Annotated in this window: 13 protein-coding genes; 10 read left to right on the top strand and 3 right to left on the bottom strand. The window is 73.2% G+C overall.

Annotation, left to right across the window (positions count from 1 at the left end; translation table 11 throughout):
* The first annotated feature begins 23 nt into the window (after nt 1-23).
* The 4 genes from AB0I06_RS17915 to AB0I06_RS17900 all read left to right on the top strand — a co-directional run bounded on the left by AB0I06_RS17915 (nt 24) and on the right by AB0I06_RS17900 (nt 4273).
* Nucleotides 24-1226, top strand: coding sequence for an amidohydrolase family protein (locus tag AB0I06_RS17915; RefSeq protein ID WP_363119767.1), 1203 nt, complete (start codon nt 24-26; stop codon nt 1224-1226).
* A gap of 9 nt (nt 1227-1235) precedes the next feature.
* Nucleotides 1236-2369 (top strand): acyl-CoA dehydrogenase, encoded by a 1134-nt coding sequence (locus AB0I06_RS17910; protein ID WP_363119766.1) that lies wholly within the window; start codon nt 1236-1238, stop codon nt 2367-2369.
* 6 nt (nt 2370-2375) lie between these two features.
* On the top strand, nt 2376-3350 hold the full coding sequence (locus AB0I06_RS17905) for an acyl-CoA dehydrogenase family protein (protein ID WP_363119765.1): 975 nt from the start codon (nt 2376-2378) through the stop codon (nt 3348-3350).
* Nucleotides 3351-3793: 443 nt separating this feature from the next.
* Nucleotides 3794-4273 carry an ATP-binding protein gene (locus tag AB0I06_RS17900; RefSeq protein WP_363119995.1) on the top strand — a complete coding sequence of 160 codons (480 nt, stop codon included), beginning with the start codon at nt 3794-3796 and terminating at the stop codon, nt 4271-4273.
* A gap of 400 nt (nt 4274-4673) precedes the next feature.
* Here AB0I06_RS17900 and AB0I06_RS17895 read toward each other — a convergent pair whose 3' ends face one another.
* The gene (locus AB0I06_RS17895) at nt 4674-5600 is read right to left on the bottom strand and encodes a cyclase family protein (protein WP_363119764.1); all 927 of its coding nucleotides are present in this window, start codon (nt 5598-5600) and stop codon (nt 4674-4676) included.
* 104 nt (nt 5601-5704) lie between these two features.
* On the opposite strand from AB0I06_RS17895, the gene AB0I06_RS17890 reads away from it, so the two are divergent.
* The 3 genes from AB0I06_RS17890 to AB0I06_RS17880 all read left to right on the top strand — a co-directional run bounded on the left by AB0I06_RS17890 (nt 5705) and on the right by AB0I06_RS17880 (nt 8927).
* The gene (locus AB0I06_RS17890; RefSeq protein ID WP_363119763.1) at nt 5705-6619 is read left to right on the top strand and encodes an SDR family NAD(P)-dependent oxidoreductase; all 915 of its coding nucleotides are present in this window, start codon (nt 5705-5707) and stop codon (nt 6617-6619) included.
* A 110-nt stretch (nt 6620-6729) separates the two neighbouring features.
* Nucleotides 6730-7878, top strand: coding sequence for an acyl-CoA dehydrogenase family protein (locus AB0I06_RS17885; protein WP_363119762.1), 1149 nt, complete (start codon nt 6730-6732; stop codon nt 7876-7878).
* Nucleotides 7878-8927, top strand: a complete 1050-nt coding sequence (locus tag AB0I06_RS17880; protein ID WP_363119761.1) for a Zn-dependent alcohol dehydrogenase — start codon at nt 7878-7880, stop codon at nt 8925-8927. The genes AB0I06_RS17885 and AB0I06_RS17880 overlap by 1 nt, the downstream gene beginning before the upstream one ends.
* Here the strand turns inward: AB0I06_RS17880 and AB0I06_RS17875 are convergent.
* Nucleotides 8917-9930, bottom strand: a complete 1014-nt coding sequence (locus AB0I06_RS17875) for a helix-turn-helix domain-containing protein (RefSeq protein WP_363119760.1) — start codon at nt 9928-9930, stop codon at nt 8917-8919. The two genes, AB0I06_RS17880 and AB0I06_RS17875, sit on opposite strands and share 11 nt — an antisense overlap.
* A 71-nt stretch (nt 9931-10001) precedes the next feature.
* Between AB0I06_RS17875 and AB0I06_RS17870 the strand changes: the two genes are divergently transcribed.
* Complete coding sequence (locus tag AB0I06_RS17870; protein WP_363119759.1) at nt 10002-11303, top strand: MFS transporter; 1302 nt, start codon at nt 10002-10004, stop codon at nt 11301-11303.
* 22 nt (nt 11304-11325) lie between these two features.
* Here the strand turns inward: AB0I06_RS17870 and AB0I06_RS17865 are convergent, their stop codons facing one another.
* The gene (locus tag AB0I06_RS17865) at nt 11326-12297 is read right to left on the bottom strand and encodes a WYL domain-containing protein (RefSeq protein WP_363119758.1); all 972 of its coding nucleotides are present in this window, start codon (nt 12295-12297) and stop codon (nt 11326-11328) included.
* Between the two features lie 62 nt (nt 12298-12359).
* Here AB0I06_RS17865 and AB0I06_RS17860 point away from each other — a divergent pair, with 62 nt between their 5' ends.
* Together AB0I06_RS17860 and AB0I06_RS17855 are read left to right on the top strand one after the other, a co-directional pair.
* Nucleotides 12360-13850, top strand: a complete 1491-nt coding sequence (locus tag AB0I06_RS17860; protein ID WP_363119757.1) for an MFS transporter — start codon at nt 12360-12362, stop codon at nt 13848-13850.
* A 206-nt stretch (nt 13851-14056) separates the two neighbouring features.
* A complete protein-coding gene (locus AB0I06_RS17855; protein WP_363119756.1) occupies nt 14057-15175 on the top strand; it encodes a class I SAM-dependent methyltransferase in 1119 nt (372 codons plus the stop codon).
* Nucleotides 15176-15276 lie beyond the last annotated feature (101 nt).

The following is a 15276-nucleotide window of genomic DNA, read 5'->3' as shown; positions in this document are numbered from 1 at the left end:
GCACCGTCCGGCGGAGGGGACCCATGGCCACCGAACTGCCCCGCATCATCAGCGTCGACGACCACGTGATCGAGCCCGCCCACCTCTTCGAGACCTGGCTGCCGGCCAGGTACCGCGAGCGCGGGCCCAAGGCGCTGACCGCCGGGATCGGTGAACTCGCCTACGTCGGCGGCAAGTACCGGATCACCATGGACCCGGACGGCCAGCCCACCGACTGGTGGATCTACGAGGATCTGAAGTTCCCGTACAAGCGCAACATCGCCGCCGTCGGCTTCGACCGGGACGAGATGACCCTGGAGGGCATCACCCGCGCGGAGATGCGGCCCGGGTGCTGGGACCCGAAGGAACGGCTGAAGGACATGGACCTCAACCATGTCGAGGCGAGCCTCTGCTTCCCCACCTTCCCCCGGTTCTGCGGGCAGACCTTCGCCGAGGCGCACGACAAGGAGGTCGCCCTCGCCTGTGTGCGCGCCTACAACGACTGGATGGTCGAGGAGTGGTGCGGCGACAGCGGCGGGCGGCTCATCCCGCTGTGCCTGATCCCGCTGTGGGACGTGGGCCTCGCGGTCGCGGAGATCCGCCGCAACGCCGCGCGCGGGGTCAGGGCGGTGACCTTCTCCGAGATCCCCACCCACCTGGGCCTGCCGTCCATCCACTCCGGCTACTGGGACCCGTTCTTCGCCGTCTGCGAGGAGACCGGGACGGTCGTCAACATGCACATCGGATCGTCCTCGCAGATGCCGGCCGCCTCCCCCGACGCCCCGCCCGCCGTCCAGGCCTCCCTCAGCTTCAACAACGCGATGGCCTCGATGATGGACTTCCTCTTCAGCGGGGTCCTGGTGCGCTTCCCGCGCCTCAAACTGGCCTACTCCGAGGGCCAGATGGGCTGGGTCCCCTACGCCCTGGAGCGCGCCGACGACGTGTGGGAGGAGCACCGCGCCTGGGGCGGCGTGCGCGAGACGGTCCCCGAGCCGCCGTCGACGTACTACTACCGGCAGATGTACTGCTGCTTCTTCCGCGACAAGCACGGCGTCGCCTCGATCGACGTGGTCGGCCGGGACAACGCCACCTTCGAGACCGACTACCCGCACGTCGACTCGACCTTCCCGCACACCAAGGAGGTCGCCCTCGACCATGTGAAGGGCCTCGACGACGAGACGGTGTACAAGCTGATGCGGGGCAACGCCATCCGGATGCTCGGCCTGGACCTGGACTCGGACCGCTGAGGACCGCCGATGGACCTGTCGTACACGCCCGAGGAGGAGGACTTCCGGGCCCGGTTGCGCGACTGGCTCGCGCGCACACTCCCCGGCCTCCCGCCCGAGCCGTCCCCCGACGACTGGCCCGGGCGGCGGGCGTACGACCTCGGCTGGCAGCGCAGGCTCCACGACGCCGGATACGCCGACGTCCACTGGGGCGCCTCCCCCACCCTGCGGCTGATCTTCCTGGAGGAGACCGAGAAGGCCGGCGCGCCCTACGTGGGGGCCAACTTCGTGGGGCTGCTGCACGCCGGCCCGACCATCGCCGCCGAGGGCACGGCGCGGCAGCGGGAGCGCTGGCTGCCGCCGATCCTGCGCGGCGAGGAGGTCTGGTGCCAGGGCTTCAGCGAACCGGAGGCGGGCTCCGACCTGGCGGCGCTGCGCACGCGCGCCTGGCGCGACGGCGACTCCTACGTGGTGACCGGCTCCAAGATCTGGACCTCCCACGCGGAAGTCGCCGACTGGTGCGAGCTGTTGGTCCGCACCGACCCCGACGCGCCCAGGCACCGGGGCATCACCTGGCTCGCCCTGCCCATGGACGCGCCCGGCATCACCGTACGGCCGCTGCGCACGCTCGCCGGGTCGGCCGAGTTCGCCGAGGTGTTCCTCGACGAGGTGCGGGTGCCGGTGGCGAACCGGGTCGGGGAGGAGAACGACGGCTGGCGCGTGACCATGGTGACGCTGTCCTTCGAGCGGGGCACGGCCTTCGCGGGCGAGGTCGTCGCCTGCCGTCGGGTGCTGGGTGAACTGGCCGCCGAGGCCCGCGAGAACGGTCGCTGGGAGGACCCGGTGCTCAGGCGCCGGCTGGGCAGGCTCAACGCCGAGTTCCGGGCGCTGTGGCGGCTCACGCAGTGGAACGTGAGCGCGGCGGAGGCCTCGGGTGGCGTGCCGGGCGCCGCCGGCTCGGTCTTCAAGCTCCGCTACTCGCACGCCCGCCAGGAGCTCTACGACGCCGCCGCCGAGGTGCTGGGGCCCGACTGCCTCGACCTGGACCGGCCGTGGACCCTGCACCGGCTGTCCTCCCTCTCCTACACCATCGCCGCCGGCACCTCGCAGATCCAGCACAGCATCATCGCCGAGCGCCTCCTCGGCCTGCCGAAAGGACGGTGAGACGCGGTGCGGTTCCGCCTGACCGACGACCAGCGCGCACTGCAAGAGGGAGTGCGGCTGCTGCTCACCCGGCGCTTCGGCGCGCAGGCACTGCGGGCGGCCGTGGGGGCGGGTGAGGCCGCCGACGGCGCGGGCGGCGACGACCCGGGAGCGAGTCGTGCGGCTGCCCGGCCGGATCGGGACGCTGCCGGGGCCGGGGCCGGCCCCGGGCGGCTGGACCGGGGGCTGTGGCGGCTCCTCGGGGACGCCGGTTTCTTCTCGCTGCGGCTGCCGGAGGCGGACGGCGGGGTGGGACTGGGCCTGCCGGAGGCGGCGTTGATGTTCGAGGAGGCGGGGCGGGCGCTGCTGCCCGGGCCGCTCGTCGCCACTCACCTGGCGGCCGGTACCGTCCCGGGCGCGGCCACCGGGGAGACGGTGGTGACGGCCGTGGACGGCGGGCTGGTCGAGTGGCTGGCGGAGGCGGACGTCGTACGCGGGGACGCCACCGGGGCCGTGCCGCTGCGGTCGGTCGATCCGCTCACCCCCCTGCACCGCGCGCCCGACGGGCACGCCGCCGCCCCCGACCCCGTGGCGATCCTGCTCACCGCCGCCGAGCAACTCGGCACCGCCGCGCGCGTCGGTGACCTGGCGGCGCAACACGCCCGGGCCCGCGAACAGTTCGGCCGGCCGGTCGGGGCGTTCCAGGCGGTGGCACACCTGTGCGCGGGGATCCTGGTCCGGGTGGAGACGGCCCGCGCCGCGGTGTACGCGGCCGCCGTCACCGCCGACCCGGCGGACATCGCCGCGGCCCGGCTCCTCGCCGACGAGGCCGCCGTGCGCGGCGCCCGCGACTGTCTCCAAGTGCACGGCGGCATGGGCTTCACCTGGGAGTCCGAGGTCCACCTGCATTTGAAACGCGCATGGGTTCGAACCCAACGTGCGGGCGGTGTCACGGAGAGTGAGGAGTTGCTGGCGGCCGCTCTGTCGCCCGGGGCGGCCTGACAGACCGTCTGGCTGCGGTATCGCCGCGCGGGCGCCGGGAGATGCCATGGATCGTGGCACGACGGGATCACGGAGCGTTGATACCGGCTTGTGTCCTCAGCGTGACTCGTCACGGCCTGGAGTCGATGGCCCGCTCCGGTACCTTGTGTGAGATGCGAGTGGCTCCGAGCGCAGTGCGACCCAGTGGCGCGGCCTGTTCGACTGCCCGCGGCGAGCGTCGCACAGTATGCCGCACGGGTACTCCTTCGCGCTGGAATATGCCCGAAGCGCTTGTTGGCGTGACTGTACGTCAACCATGCTGTCCCACAAGGGATTCACGTTCCGTGATCCTTGTCCCGGCCGTTGTTCTGGCCATGCAGAAAATGGCTACGATCGTGGCCCTCGTGAGGCGCGAGCCTAAGTGTCCGCCGGTTCGGATGGTGTGAGCGGTGCAGGTGCTTCAAGTGCAGCTGGAGATCCGGCCCGACCCAGCAGAAGTGGGGCGAGCCCGGCGGTGGGCCCGCTCCCGCCTGGCCGGGTCCGGCATACAGGCCGACGAACCCCTCGCCGAGACGCTGATCCTGCTGGTCTCCGAACTCGTCACCAACGCCGTGGTGCACACCGGCCGCCCCGCCGTCCTGCGGCTGTGCCTGCCTCCCGTGGTGACGGAGGAGGCCACCGTCCGTCTCGAGGTCGCGGACCGCAGCGGCCGGGCCCCCGTGCCCCGGTGCGCCGGTGACGACGCGACCGGCGGGCGGGGCCTGGCTCTCGTCGACGGGCTCGCCGACCGCTGGGGCTGGAGCGTCGAGGCCACCGGCAAGCGCATCTGGTGCGAACTGGACCGGTGCGCGAAGTCTCCCGGCCTGCCGGCGTCGTGCGGGGGCGGCGCGGTGGCGTACGGCGGCGGGGCCGCCTTCGAGGGGCTGGCCTACGAGGCGGTGTAGCGCGGCGGCACATGCCGCGGGGCTGTGCGGCGGTGCCGGGGCACGGATGCAGGCGGACGGCCGGTTGCCGTCGCGGCATGCGGCGGTGCGCCGGGATGTGCTTCCGTGCGCGCCCACGGCAAAAGCCGCATAAGCGATATTTCACCGAACGGGTGTTGACGCGTCGTGACCATGTGCTCACGCTGGTGAGCAGCGATTCGCCGTGAGGGGACGACGAGGGCTTCGGTGGACGGCAGCCCTCGTCGAGTGTGAGTCGTGATTCGGCGTCGGCTTCCTTCGGGGCCAGGAAGTCGGGGCGGGAGCGCCGGAGTCGGGTGGCGGCGCGCGCTGCCGTGCTCGGGGCGAGCAGCGCGGCGCCGCCATCCAGCTTCAGGGGATGGCGGCCCGGCCGCGCCGGGGCCTACAGCACGGCGACCGGCGCCACCGGAGAGCCGGTCGCCCCGGTGAACGGCTCGGGGGTCGCCGTCAGCAGGAACGCGTAGCGGCCCGCTTGTCCACAGGCTGTGGACAACTCTTCGAGGTTCCAGTTCTGGCCCTGCGGCATGCCCATCTCGACGAGGTGCAGGGCGTGCACCGGCAGCCAGAGGTCCGCCACCTCCGGCGGGAACACCTCGAAGGTCAGGGTGTCGTTGGCGACGGCCGCGACGTCGCGCGCGTGGAACCACCGCGGCGTACGGATCGAAAGACCCGGCGACGGATGCGCGTAGCCGTGCCGGTCCCCGGCCAGGCAGGCCCTGATCTGCCCGGTCCGTACGAGCACGACGTCCCCGGCCCGCACCCGGGTGCCCGCCAGTTCCTCGGCGGCCTCCAGGTCCTCGGGCGTCACCGCGTACCCGCCGTCGAGCCGGTCCGTGCCCCGGGCCCGGGCCACGTCGAGCAGCACCCCGCGGGAGACGATGTGCCGGACGGTGCCGATACCGCTGAACTCGGCTCCGCCGTGCGCGGTGACGGTGCCGGCGGGGCGGCCGTTGTAGAGCCGGCCTCCGTGCGAGACGTGGGACAGGGCGTCCCAGTGGGTGGCGGCCTGGAGTCCCATGGTCACGACGTCGTCGCTGCACGCGACCGTGCCCGGGCCGAAGATCTCCTGGTTGATCTGCACCATCGCGTGCAGTGGGTCGACCCGGCCGGGGATCATGCCGGTCTGCACGCCGTCCTGCCGGAGGGGCAGGGCGAGCGGGATGCGCAGACCGGTGCGCACGGTCGCCGCGGCTCGCCTGACGACCTCGTCGGTGATCAGGTTCAGGGTGCCGATCTCGTCGTCGGCTCCCCAACGGCCCCAGTTGTTCACGCGCTTGGCGATGTCGTGGAACACGTCCGGCAGCGACATGAGTCCTCCCCGGGGCTTGTCTTCCCGTATCTGACGGGTCGTAGAATCCGGTGACGAAGTACCTAACGGTCCGTCAGAAACCGTGGGACGGGAAGGGGCCGGGCGTGGGGAACTTCTTGGCAGGCAAGGTCGTCGCCGTCACGGGCGCCGGGCGGGGCATCGGCCGGGCGGTCGCCCTCGCGGCGGCGGCCGAGGGGGCGAGGGTCGTCGTCAACGACTACGGCGTCTCGGTCGACGGCGGCTCGCCGACGAGCGAGATCGCCGAGGCCGTGGTCAAGGAGATCGAGGCGACGGGCGGCACGGCCGTGGCCGTCGCCGACGACATCTCCACGATGGCGGGCGGGCAGCGGGTCGTCGACGTGGCGCTGACCTCGTTCGGGCGGCTGGACGGGGTGGTCTGCGTCGCCGGGATCCTGCGGGAGCGGATGCTGTTCAACATGACCGAGGAGGAGTGGGACCCGGTCGTCGCGACGCATCTCAAGGGCACGTTCACGGTGTTCCGGGCGGCCTCCGCGGTGATGCGCAAACAGCGTTCCGGCACGCTCATCGGCTTCACCAGCGGCAACCACCAGGGGTCGGTGTCCCAGGCCAACTACAGCGCCGCCAAGGGCGGGATCATCTCGCTGGTGCGCAGCGCCGCGCTGGGGCTGCACAAGTACGGGGTGACCGCGAACGCGGTGGCGCCGGTCGCCCGGACCCGGATGTCGGCGGGAGTGCCGGTGGAACTGGCCGAGATCGGGGAGCCGGAGGACGTCGCCGCGCTGGTGGTGTACCTGCTGTCCGACGCGGCCGCCCGGCGGGAGATCACCGGGCAGGTGTACACGGTGGCCGGGGCGAAGATCGCGGTGTGGGCGCAGCCGAGGGAACTGCGCGCCGCGTACGCCCCCGGCGGGTGGACCGCGGAGAGGATCGCGGAGTTCCTGCCCGGGTCGGTGGGGGTGGATCCGATGCCGATGCTGGAACGGGTGCGGGAGATGGAGCGGGCGGCGGGGCGGGGGGAGCGGCCGAACGCCCAGTAGCTCGGGGAGTGGGGTGGACGGGCGGGTGCGGGTGGAGTGTGGCCGTTCGCGCAGTTCCCCGCGCCCCTCAGGAGATTCGCCCCTGCGGCGCCGGCGAGAGGAGCACCCTGATGGACTTCGACTTCGGGCCGGAGGACGACGCGTTTCGCAGCGAAGCTCGTGACTGGCTGGCCACGCACGTCAAGGGCGAGACCGACCGCCGCACCTGGGAGCGCACCCTCGGCGCCGCCGGGTGGATCGGGCTCGGCTGGGGCGAGGAGGGTTACGGAAATCGCAGGGCGGCCCTCACCCAGCAGGTCGTCTGGGCCGAGGAGTACGCCCGGTCGGCCGCGCCCCCGCGCTCCGGGCACATCGGGGAGAACCTGCTCGCCCCCACGCTCCTGGCCCACGGCACCGACGAGCAGAAGTCCCGGTTCCTGCCGCCGATCGCCGCCGGGGAGGAACTGTGGTGCCAGGGCTACAGCGAACCCGGCGCCGGATCGGATCTGGCCGGTGTGCGCACCGCGGCCGTGCGCGGGCCGGGCGGCGGGGCGTACCGCGTCACGGGGCAGAAGATCTGGACGTCGCTCGCGCACGAGGCGGACTGGTGTTTCGTGCTGGCCAGGACCGAACCCGGCTCCGTGCGCCACCACGGGCTGACGTTCCTCCTCGTTCCCATGGACCAGCCGGGCCGGATCGAGGTCCGTCCCATCCGCCAGCTGACGGGCACCAGCGACTTCAACGAGGTCTACTTCGACGGTGCCCACGCGGAGCACGTCGTCGGCGGCGAGGGCGACGGCTGGCGTGTCGCCATGAGCCTGCTCGGCTTCGAGCGGGGCGTGTCCACGCTGGCCCAGCAGATCGGGTTCGCCGCGGAACTGGCCGGTGTGGTGCGGGCGGCCGTCGAGTCGGGCGCGGTGCGCGATGCCGTCGTACGGGAGCGGCTCGTGCGGCAGTGGGCCGAGCTGCGGACGATGCGCTGGCACGCCCTGCGCACCCTGGGCGGCCGTGGTGACGCGGGGGCCCCGAGCGTGGCCAAGCTGCTGTGGGCCGGCTGGCATCAGCGGCTCGGGGAGCTGGCGGTGCTGGTGCGGGGCGCGGCGGCCGGAGTGGGCCCCGCCGACTGGTCCGCCTCGGCGCCGTACGAACTGGACGCCGCGCAGCACCTGTTCCTCTTCTCCCGGGCCGACACGATCTACGGCGGCTCGGACCAGATCCAGCGCACGATCATCGCCGAGCGCGTGCTCGGCCTGCCCAGGGAGCCCAAGGGGGCCGTGTGATGCGAGGTGTGATCTTCGACGGGAAGCAGGTCCGGGTCGTGACGGACCTGGAGGTGCGCGAGCCGGGGCCGGGCGAGGTGCGGGTCGCGATCGCGGCGGCCGGGCTGTGCCACAGCGACCTGTCGGTGGTCGACGGGACCATACCCTTCCCCGTCCCCGTGGTGCTGGGCCATGAGGGGGCCGGGGTCGTGGAGGCGGTCGGTGGGGGCGTCACCCATGTCGCGCCCGGGGACCATGTGGCGCTGTCCACCCTGGCGAACTGCGGCACGTGCGCGCAGTGCGACAGGGGCCGGCCGACCATGTGCCGGCAGACCATCGGGCGCCCGGGCCGGCCGTTCGGCCACCGGGGCTCGCCGGTGCACCAGTTCGCGTCCAGCTCGGCGTTCGCGCAGCGCACGGTCGTCAAGGCCGTACAGGCGGTCCGGATCCCCGACGACGTTCCGCTGACTTCGGCGGCGCTCATCGGGTGCGGGGTGCTGACCGGGGTGGGGGCCGTCCTCAACCGGGCGCGGGTGGACAGCGGTGACAGTGTCCTGGTCATCGGGACGGGCGGCGTCGGACTGAACGTGCTCCAGGGGGCCCGGCTGGCGGGGGCCGGGCGGATCGTGGCCGTCGACGCGAACCCGGCGAAGGAGGAGACGGCACGCCTCTTCGGCGCGACCGACTTCCTCACCTCGGCCGACGGTGTGCGGGACCTGCTGCCCACGGGCGCGGACCACGCCTTCGAGTGCGTCGGCCGGGTGGAGCTGATCCGGCAGGCGATCGACTCCCTGGACCGGCACGGCCAGGCGATCCTGCTCGGGGTCCCGCCCGCCACGGCCGAGGCGTCCTTCCGCGTCTCCTCGATGTACCTCGACAAGTCCGTCCTGGGCTGCCGCTACGGCTCCTCCCGCCCCCAGCGGGACATCGCCCTGTACGCCGGCCTGTACCGCCAGGGGCGGCTGCTGCTCGACGAACTGGTCACCCGGACCTACCCCGTCGAGGACTTCGACACGGCGGCGGCCGACGCGCGGGCGGGACGGGTGGCGCGGGCGGTGCTCACCTTCTGAGAGCGCCGGCCCCGTCGAGCTGCGCGCGGAACGTCCTCCGGTAGGCGGTGGGCGTCACGCCCAGGGCCGTCTGGAGGTGCTGGCGCATCGACTGGGCCGTGCCGAAGCCCGCGTCCCGGGCGACCCGGTCGACGGAGCGGTCGGTGGACTCCAGGAGGTGGCGGGCCCGCTCGACACGCTGCTGGGTGAGCCACTGGCCGGGGCTGACGCCGGTCTCCTCGCGGAAGCGGCGGGTGAAGGTGCGCACCGACATGGACTCCTGCGCGGCCATGTCGCGCAGCTGGATCGGCTCGTGGAGGCGGCCCAGGGCCCAGGCGCGGGCGGTGGTGGTGGACGCCTGCTGCGGATCGGGCACCGGCCGCGCGATGTACTGCGCCTGCCCGCCGTCGCGGTGCGGCGGCACGACCGTGCGGCGGGCCACGTCGTTGGCGATCGCCGCGCCGTGGTCGCGGCGCACCATGTGCAGGCACAGGTCGATGCCGGCCGCCACGCCCGCCGAGGTCAGGATGTCGCCGTCGTCGATGAACAGGACGCCCGGGTCGACCTCGATCTGCGGGAACAGGCGCTGGAAACGGTCGGCGTCGGCCCAGTGCGTGGTGGCGGGGCGGCCGTCGAGCAGACCGGCGGCGGCGAGGACGTAGACCCCGGTGCAGATGGAGGCGAGGCGGGTGCCGGGGCGGATGTGAGCGAGGGCGGCGGCCAGTTCGCGGGTGAGCACGCCCTGCTCGAAGACCGGACCGAGTTCGTACGACGCGGGGACGATCACCGTGTCCGCGGTGGCCAGGGCCTCGGGGCCGTGCTCGACCTGGACGGCGAAGTCCGCGTCGGTCCGCACCGGGCCGGGCGGGCGCACCGAGCAGGTGACGACCTCGTACAGCAGGCGCCCGCGGGCGTCCCTGGGGCGGCCGAAGATGCGGTGCGGGATGCCCAGTTCGAAGGGGAGCAGGCCGTCCAGGGCGAGGACGACGACGCGGTGCGGGCGGAACTCCGGCTCACGGCTCATGGCCCGATCGTAGCGAATGCTGTCCTTCGGGCCACTCGATGGAGCGTCCCGCGGACCGGAAGCTCTATGTCGTGACCCAGACAACCGAAGCAGCGGCCGTCCAGCAGCCGCCGAAGCCGACCCGTGCCCGGGTGCACCGCGCCTGGTTCGTCGCCGCCGTCACCTTCGTGACGATCATCGGCGCCGCCGCCTTCCGTTCCGTGCCGGGCCTGCTCATCGACCCGCTGCACCAGGAGTTCGACTGGTCGCGCGGCACGATCGGCGCCGCCGTCTCGGTGAACCTGGCGCTGTACGGCCTGACCGCCCCCTTCGCGGCGGCCCTGATGGACCGCTTCGGCATCCGCCGGGTCGTCGCGGTCGCCCTGACCGTGATCGCGGCCGGCTCCTGGCTCACCGTGTGGATGACCGCGGCCTGGCAACTGATGCTGTGCTGGGGCCTGCTGGTCGGTCTCGGCTCCGGCTCGATGGCGCTGGCCTTCGCGGCGACGGTCACCAACCGCTGGTTCACCGAGCGGCGCGGCCTGGTCAGCGGCATCCTCACCGCCGCCTCGGCCTCCGGCCAGCTGATCTTCCTGCCCCTGCTGTCCTGGATCATCGACCGCTACGACTGGCGCCCGGCGGCCGTGACGGTCGCCCTCGCCGCGCTCGCGGTCGTGCCGTTCGTCTGGCTCCTGCTGCACGACCACCCGGCGGACGTGGGCCAGAAGCCCTACGGCGCCACCGCGTTCGTGCCGAAGCCGCCGCCCGTGCCCGGTGCCGCCCGCCGGGCCGTGACCGTCCTGCTCTCCGCCGTGCGCACCGGCCCGTTCTGGCTGCTGGCCGGCACCTTCGCCATCTGCGGCGCCTCCACCAACGGCCTGATCCAGACGCACTTCATCCCCGCGGCCCACGACGCGCACATGCCCGTCCAGGCCGCCGCCTCCCTGCTCGCGGTCATCGGGGTCTTCGACGTCATCGGCACGATCGCCTCCGGCTGGTTCACGGACCGCTTCGAGCCGCGCCGCCTGCTGGCGGTCTACTACGCGCTGCGGGGCGTGTCCCTGATGTTCCTGCCGCTCCTGCTGGGCCCCACCGTCCACCCCCCGATGATCTTCTTCATCGTCTTCTACGGCCTCGACTGGGTCGCCACCGTCCCGCCGACCCTGGCCCTGTGCCGTGAGCAGTACGGCGAGGACAGCGCGATCGTCTTCGGCTGGGTCCTCGCCTCCCACCAGGTCGGCGCCGCCGCCGTCGCCTTCCTGGGCGGCGTCGCACGCGACACCTTCGGAACGTACGACGTGATGTGGTACGCGTCCGGGGCGCTGTGCGCCGCGGCGGCGTTGATGGCGCTGGTGATCCGGCGGCGCGCGGTGGGGACGGCGGTGACGGGCTGAGGGGTCCGCGGGCCGGGCGGGCTCACGGGGCGCGCCCGAGTCCTTCGTCGATACGGGTGCGCAAGGAGCGCATCGCCTGCCTGAGTTCGGCCGGTTCGATGTCCGTGACGTCGGCGTCGAACGTCAGGAGCAGTCCCGCAAGCCCGGCCCAGGACCACGCACCGAGCGTGAGCCGGCAACCGGAGTCGGTGTCGTGCTCGACCGTGGACCCGCCGGGGGCGAACCGGGCGACGACGGGCGCCGGCAGTGCGACGCGTGCCGACCCGCGGCAGGGCCATGGCGCCGGGGTGTCACCGCGATCGTGCGTGCTCATGACGAATGCGACCGGATCGCCGTGCGGGACGTCGCGGCGGCCGAACGGTATCCCCGTGGGCATGCGCGGTGCGAGTCGGTCGACGCGTATCGCGCGCCATTGGTCCGCCTCCGGCTCGAACGCCACGAGATACCACCGTGCCGCCCACACCACGAGGTCGTGCGGCTCCAGCATCAGCGTCGTCAGGCCCTCCCCGCCGGTGTGGTCCACCCGCATGAGGTGCCGGCGGTTGATCGCGCCGCCGATGAAGCGGATGATCTCGGCGTCGATGGGAGCCGCGGGGAACTCCCAGTAGTTGCGCGCCGCGGAGACGGTGAACGGCTCGGTGCGGATACGGCTGCGGGCGGGCATCGCCTGCTGGAGCGTGGCGAGGGCGCGGGCCGCGTTCTCGCGGATGCCGGACAGGACCGCGGGGACGGTCTGGAGCGCCACGGCCGCGGCGATCGCCTGGTCCTCGTCGAAGACGACCGGCGGCAGGCGGGTGGCGCGGCCGAGCCGGTAACCGCCGCCCGCCCCGCGCACGGCCTCGATCTCGTACCCGAGCTCCCTGAGCGTGTCGATGTCGCGTCGCACGGTCCGTACGGAGACGCCGAGCCTCTCCGCGAGCTCCCGCGCTGTCAGGGTCGTGCCGATGCCGAAGACCGACAGCAGTTTGAGTGCGCGCGCGGAGGTCACCGCCATGCTCCCGCCCCCTCCCGCAAAGCGGCCGATCGGTGGCAACTATATGTGTGACCTTGGCCGCCATGACCGCTTCACAGACCCACCGAGAGGGCACACCCGCCCCCGGCACTCCCTCCGCACACATCTCCGGCGCGAGCGCCGGACTGGCGCTCCTCGTCGTGCTGTTCGGCTCCTTCATGGACCTCGTCGACGCGACGATCGTCACCGTCGCTGCTCCGGCCATCGCCCGCGACACGGGAGCCGGGCCCGCGCAGATCCAGTGGACGATCGCCGCCTACACCCTCACCCTGGGCGCGGGGCTGATCACCGGCGGGCGGCTCGGTGACCAGTACGGCCGCAAGCGCCTGTTCCTGATCGGCCTGGCCGCCTTCATGGTCACCTCCGCCCTCTGCGCACTCGCCGTCGATCCCGGGATGCTCATCGGGACGCGCGCCGCGCAAGGACTGGCCGCGGGGGTGATGGTCCCGCAGGTGTTCGGCGTGATCCGGGCGTCGTTCGCCCCGGCCGGACGCGCCAAGGCGTTCGGTGCCTACGGGGCCGTCCAGGGGCTCGCCGCGGTCGCCGGCCCCCTGCTGGGCGGACTCCTCGTCGAGGCCGACCTGTTCGGTCTGGGGTGGCGCACCATCTTCTGGATCAACGTGCCCCTCTCGATCGCCGCCCTCGTCGTCGGGGCGAAGGTCCTGCCGGAATCCCGCTCCGCCTCCACCGCGCGACTGGACCTCGCCGGGGCGCTGCTCGCGGCCTCGGGCATCCTGCTCGTCCTGCTGCCGGTCATCCAGACCGAGACCTGGGGCTGGACCACGGTCAGCCACGCCCTCCTCGCGGCCGGAGTCGTCCTGCTGACGCTCTTCCTCGCCTACGAGCGCAAGCTCGCCGGGAGCGGCGCAGAACCCGCCTTCGACCCGGCCCTGCTGAGGATCCGCGCGTTCACCGTCGGCCTGGGCGCGTCCGTGCTCTTCTTCGGCGGCATCGGATCGTTCTTCCTCACCCTGTCGGTCTACCTCCAGGCCGGCACCGGCCGGACCGCGTGGGAGACCGGCCTGGTGATTCTGCCCTACGCCCTCGGCTCGATCATCACCTCAGGGCTGGGCGTCGCCTTCGCCGCGAGGGCGGGCCGGGCCTTGCTGATCACCGGCTCGCTCACCATCGCGGCATCCCAGCTCGTGCTCCTGGCCGTCGTCCGGGACGGCGGCGACCCCGGGTACTGGCTCCTCGCCCTGGGGCTGTTCATCGGCGGACTGGGCCTCGGCCTGGCCGCACCCGTCCTCGTCAACGTCGTCCTCGCCGGGGTCCCCGGGCACCAGGCGGGCGCGGCAGGCGGCGTCCTGTCCACCGTCCACCAGATCGGCGGCGCCATCGGCATCGCCGTGCTCGGCACGGTCTTCTTCGCCGCCGTCACCGGTTCGCCGTCCGGCGCACCGGATCCGGCCGGCTACGCACCCGCGCTCGGCATCGTCCTCGGTGTCTCGGCGGCGCTCTACCTCGTGGCGGCCCTGGTGATGGTGGCCCTTCCGAGGACCGCGGCGGAGCACGGCGCACCGGCCGCGCCGTGAGGCCGTGCCCGTCCCGGGCCGGCGGTCCGAAGACGTGCCTTCGCCGCCCGTGCGAGTACGCCCCGGACCTCCCCTGCGCATATCCTGTCCGGCCGGCAACTCCCCTGCTTCGAAAGGTCGGTCGATGACACTCGGCATGGTCCTCGGTGACGTGCGCCTCGTGACTTCGCGCGTTCGCTCACGTTCGACCTTCCGAGGAGTCCGCCGTGTCCACGATCCACTGGGTCGAGGCTCGACCCCGTTCCGCCCGCTGGCACTCTGAGTCCGGCCTGCCCCTGCCCCGCCGCGTCGTCGTCGCCGACGACGGCATGCGGGCCGCCGCCGCCCACCGACTGGCCTGTGAGGGCACCGCGCTGCTGTGGCGCGGGGATTTCCACAACGCGCGCCAGTTGCTGCGCGCGCTCGACCGCCGTGTCGGCCGGAGTGCGCCGGGTACGGCCGCCACGCCGGCCGAGACCTTTCATCTGCACCGCCGGTTCCGTGCCCATCGGGCGCGCGTGCTCGGCAAGGTGCTCGTCCTGCTGGAGGAGGGCCACCGGCTCGGACTGCGCCGGGCGCCCGACGTGCGCCGGGCGTGCGCCGAGGCGTACGGGCCGTCCGAGGGTCCGGTGGCCGTCGCCCTGAGTGAGCTGCTGGGGGTGATCGGCGCCCGGCAGTGGCGCGAGAAGGGCGTGGACGTTCCGGCGCTGGAGGCGCGGATCCATCCGCACTACGGGGTGTTCGCGCCGACCAGGAGCGAGTACGTCGACCTGGTCGCCCGGACCCCGTTGCCCCGTGGCGGTGCCGTGCGCACGGCCTTCGACCTGGGGACCGGGACCGGGGTGCTCGCCGCCGTGCTGGCCCGGCGCGGTGTCGGGCGGGTCGTGGGCACCGACGTCAGCGCCCGGGCGCGGGAGTGCGCCCGGGACACCGTGCGCCGGCTGGGGCTGGACGGGAGCGTCCGGATCCAAGGGCCGGAGCTGTACCCCGAGGGACGCGCCGACCTCGTCGTCTGCAACCCGCCCTGGATCCCCGCCCGGCCGGCCTCCGACCTCGACCTCGGTGTCTACGACGCCGGCGGCGGCATGCTCCACGGGTTCCTCGCCGGGCTCGCCGGCCGGCTGGAACCCGGCGGCGAGGGCTGGCTCGTGCTGTCCGACCTGGCCGAACGGCTCGGACTGCGCAGCCGGGCGGAGCTGCTGAACGCCGTCGAGGAGGCCGGGCTCCGTGTGGCCGGCCGCCTGGACACCCGCCCACGGCACCCACGCGCGCGGGACACCGACGATCCGCTGCACGCCGCACGGGCCGCCGAGATCACGTCACTGTGGCGGCTGACGGTGGGCTGACAGGCACTAGGCCGTGTCCGCAAAGTCCCTCCTGCCCCGCGACGCCTGGCACGCTCCCCCAAGCTCTTCGAGCAGGGGGTACCCCCACTCGCCGCACCGGG

Origin of the sequence: Streptomyces sp. NPDC050674, from assembly GCF_040654575.1 — a bacterium.
Lineage (GTDB): Bacteria > Actinomycetota > Actinomycetes > Streptomycetales > Streptomycetaceae > Streptomyces.
The sequence above is the reverse complement of the archived record's forward strand: the minus strand, read 5'-3'. Positions and strand labels throughout refer to the sequence as shown.

Bases quoted from the DNA above. Each gene is read 5' to 3' on its own strand.
- AB0I06_RS17880 (WP_363119761.1), top strand. From the start codon at position 7,878: ATGCGAGGTGTGATCTTCGACGGGAAGCAGGTCCGGGTCGTGACGGAC.
- AB0I06_RS17915 (WP_363119767.1), top strand. From the start codon at position 24: ATGGCCACCGAACTGCCCCGCATCATCAGCGTCGACGACCACGTGATC.
- AB0I06_RS17860 (WP_363119757.1), top strand. From the start codon at position 12,360: ATGACCGCTTCACAGACCCACCGAGAGGGCACACCCGCCCCCGGCACT.
- AB0I06_RS17910 (WP_363119766.1), top strand. From the start codon at position 1,236: ATGGACCTGTCGTACACGCCCGAGGAGGAGGACTTCCGGGCCCGGTTG.
- AB0I06_RS17885 (WP_363119762.1), top strand. From the start codon at position 6,730: ATGGACTTCGACTTCGGGCCGGAGGACGACGCGTTTCGCAGCGAAGCT.
- AB0I06_RS17865 (WP_363119758.1), bottom strand. From the start codon at position 12,297: ATGGCGGTGACCTCCGCGCGCGCACTCAAACTGCTGTCGGTCTTCGGC.
- AB0I06_RS17895 (WP_363119764.1), bottom strand. From the start codon at position 5,600: ATGTCGCTGCCGGACGTGTTCCACGACATCGCCAAGCGCGTGAACAAC.
- AB0I06_RS17875 (WP_363119760.1), bottom strand. From the start codon at position 9,930: ATGAGCCGTGAGCCGGAGTTCCGCCCGCACCGCGTCGTCGTCCTCGCC.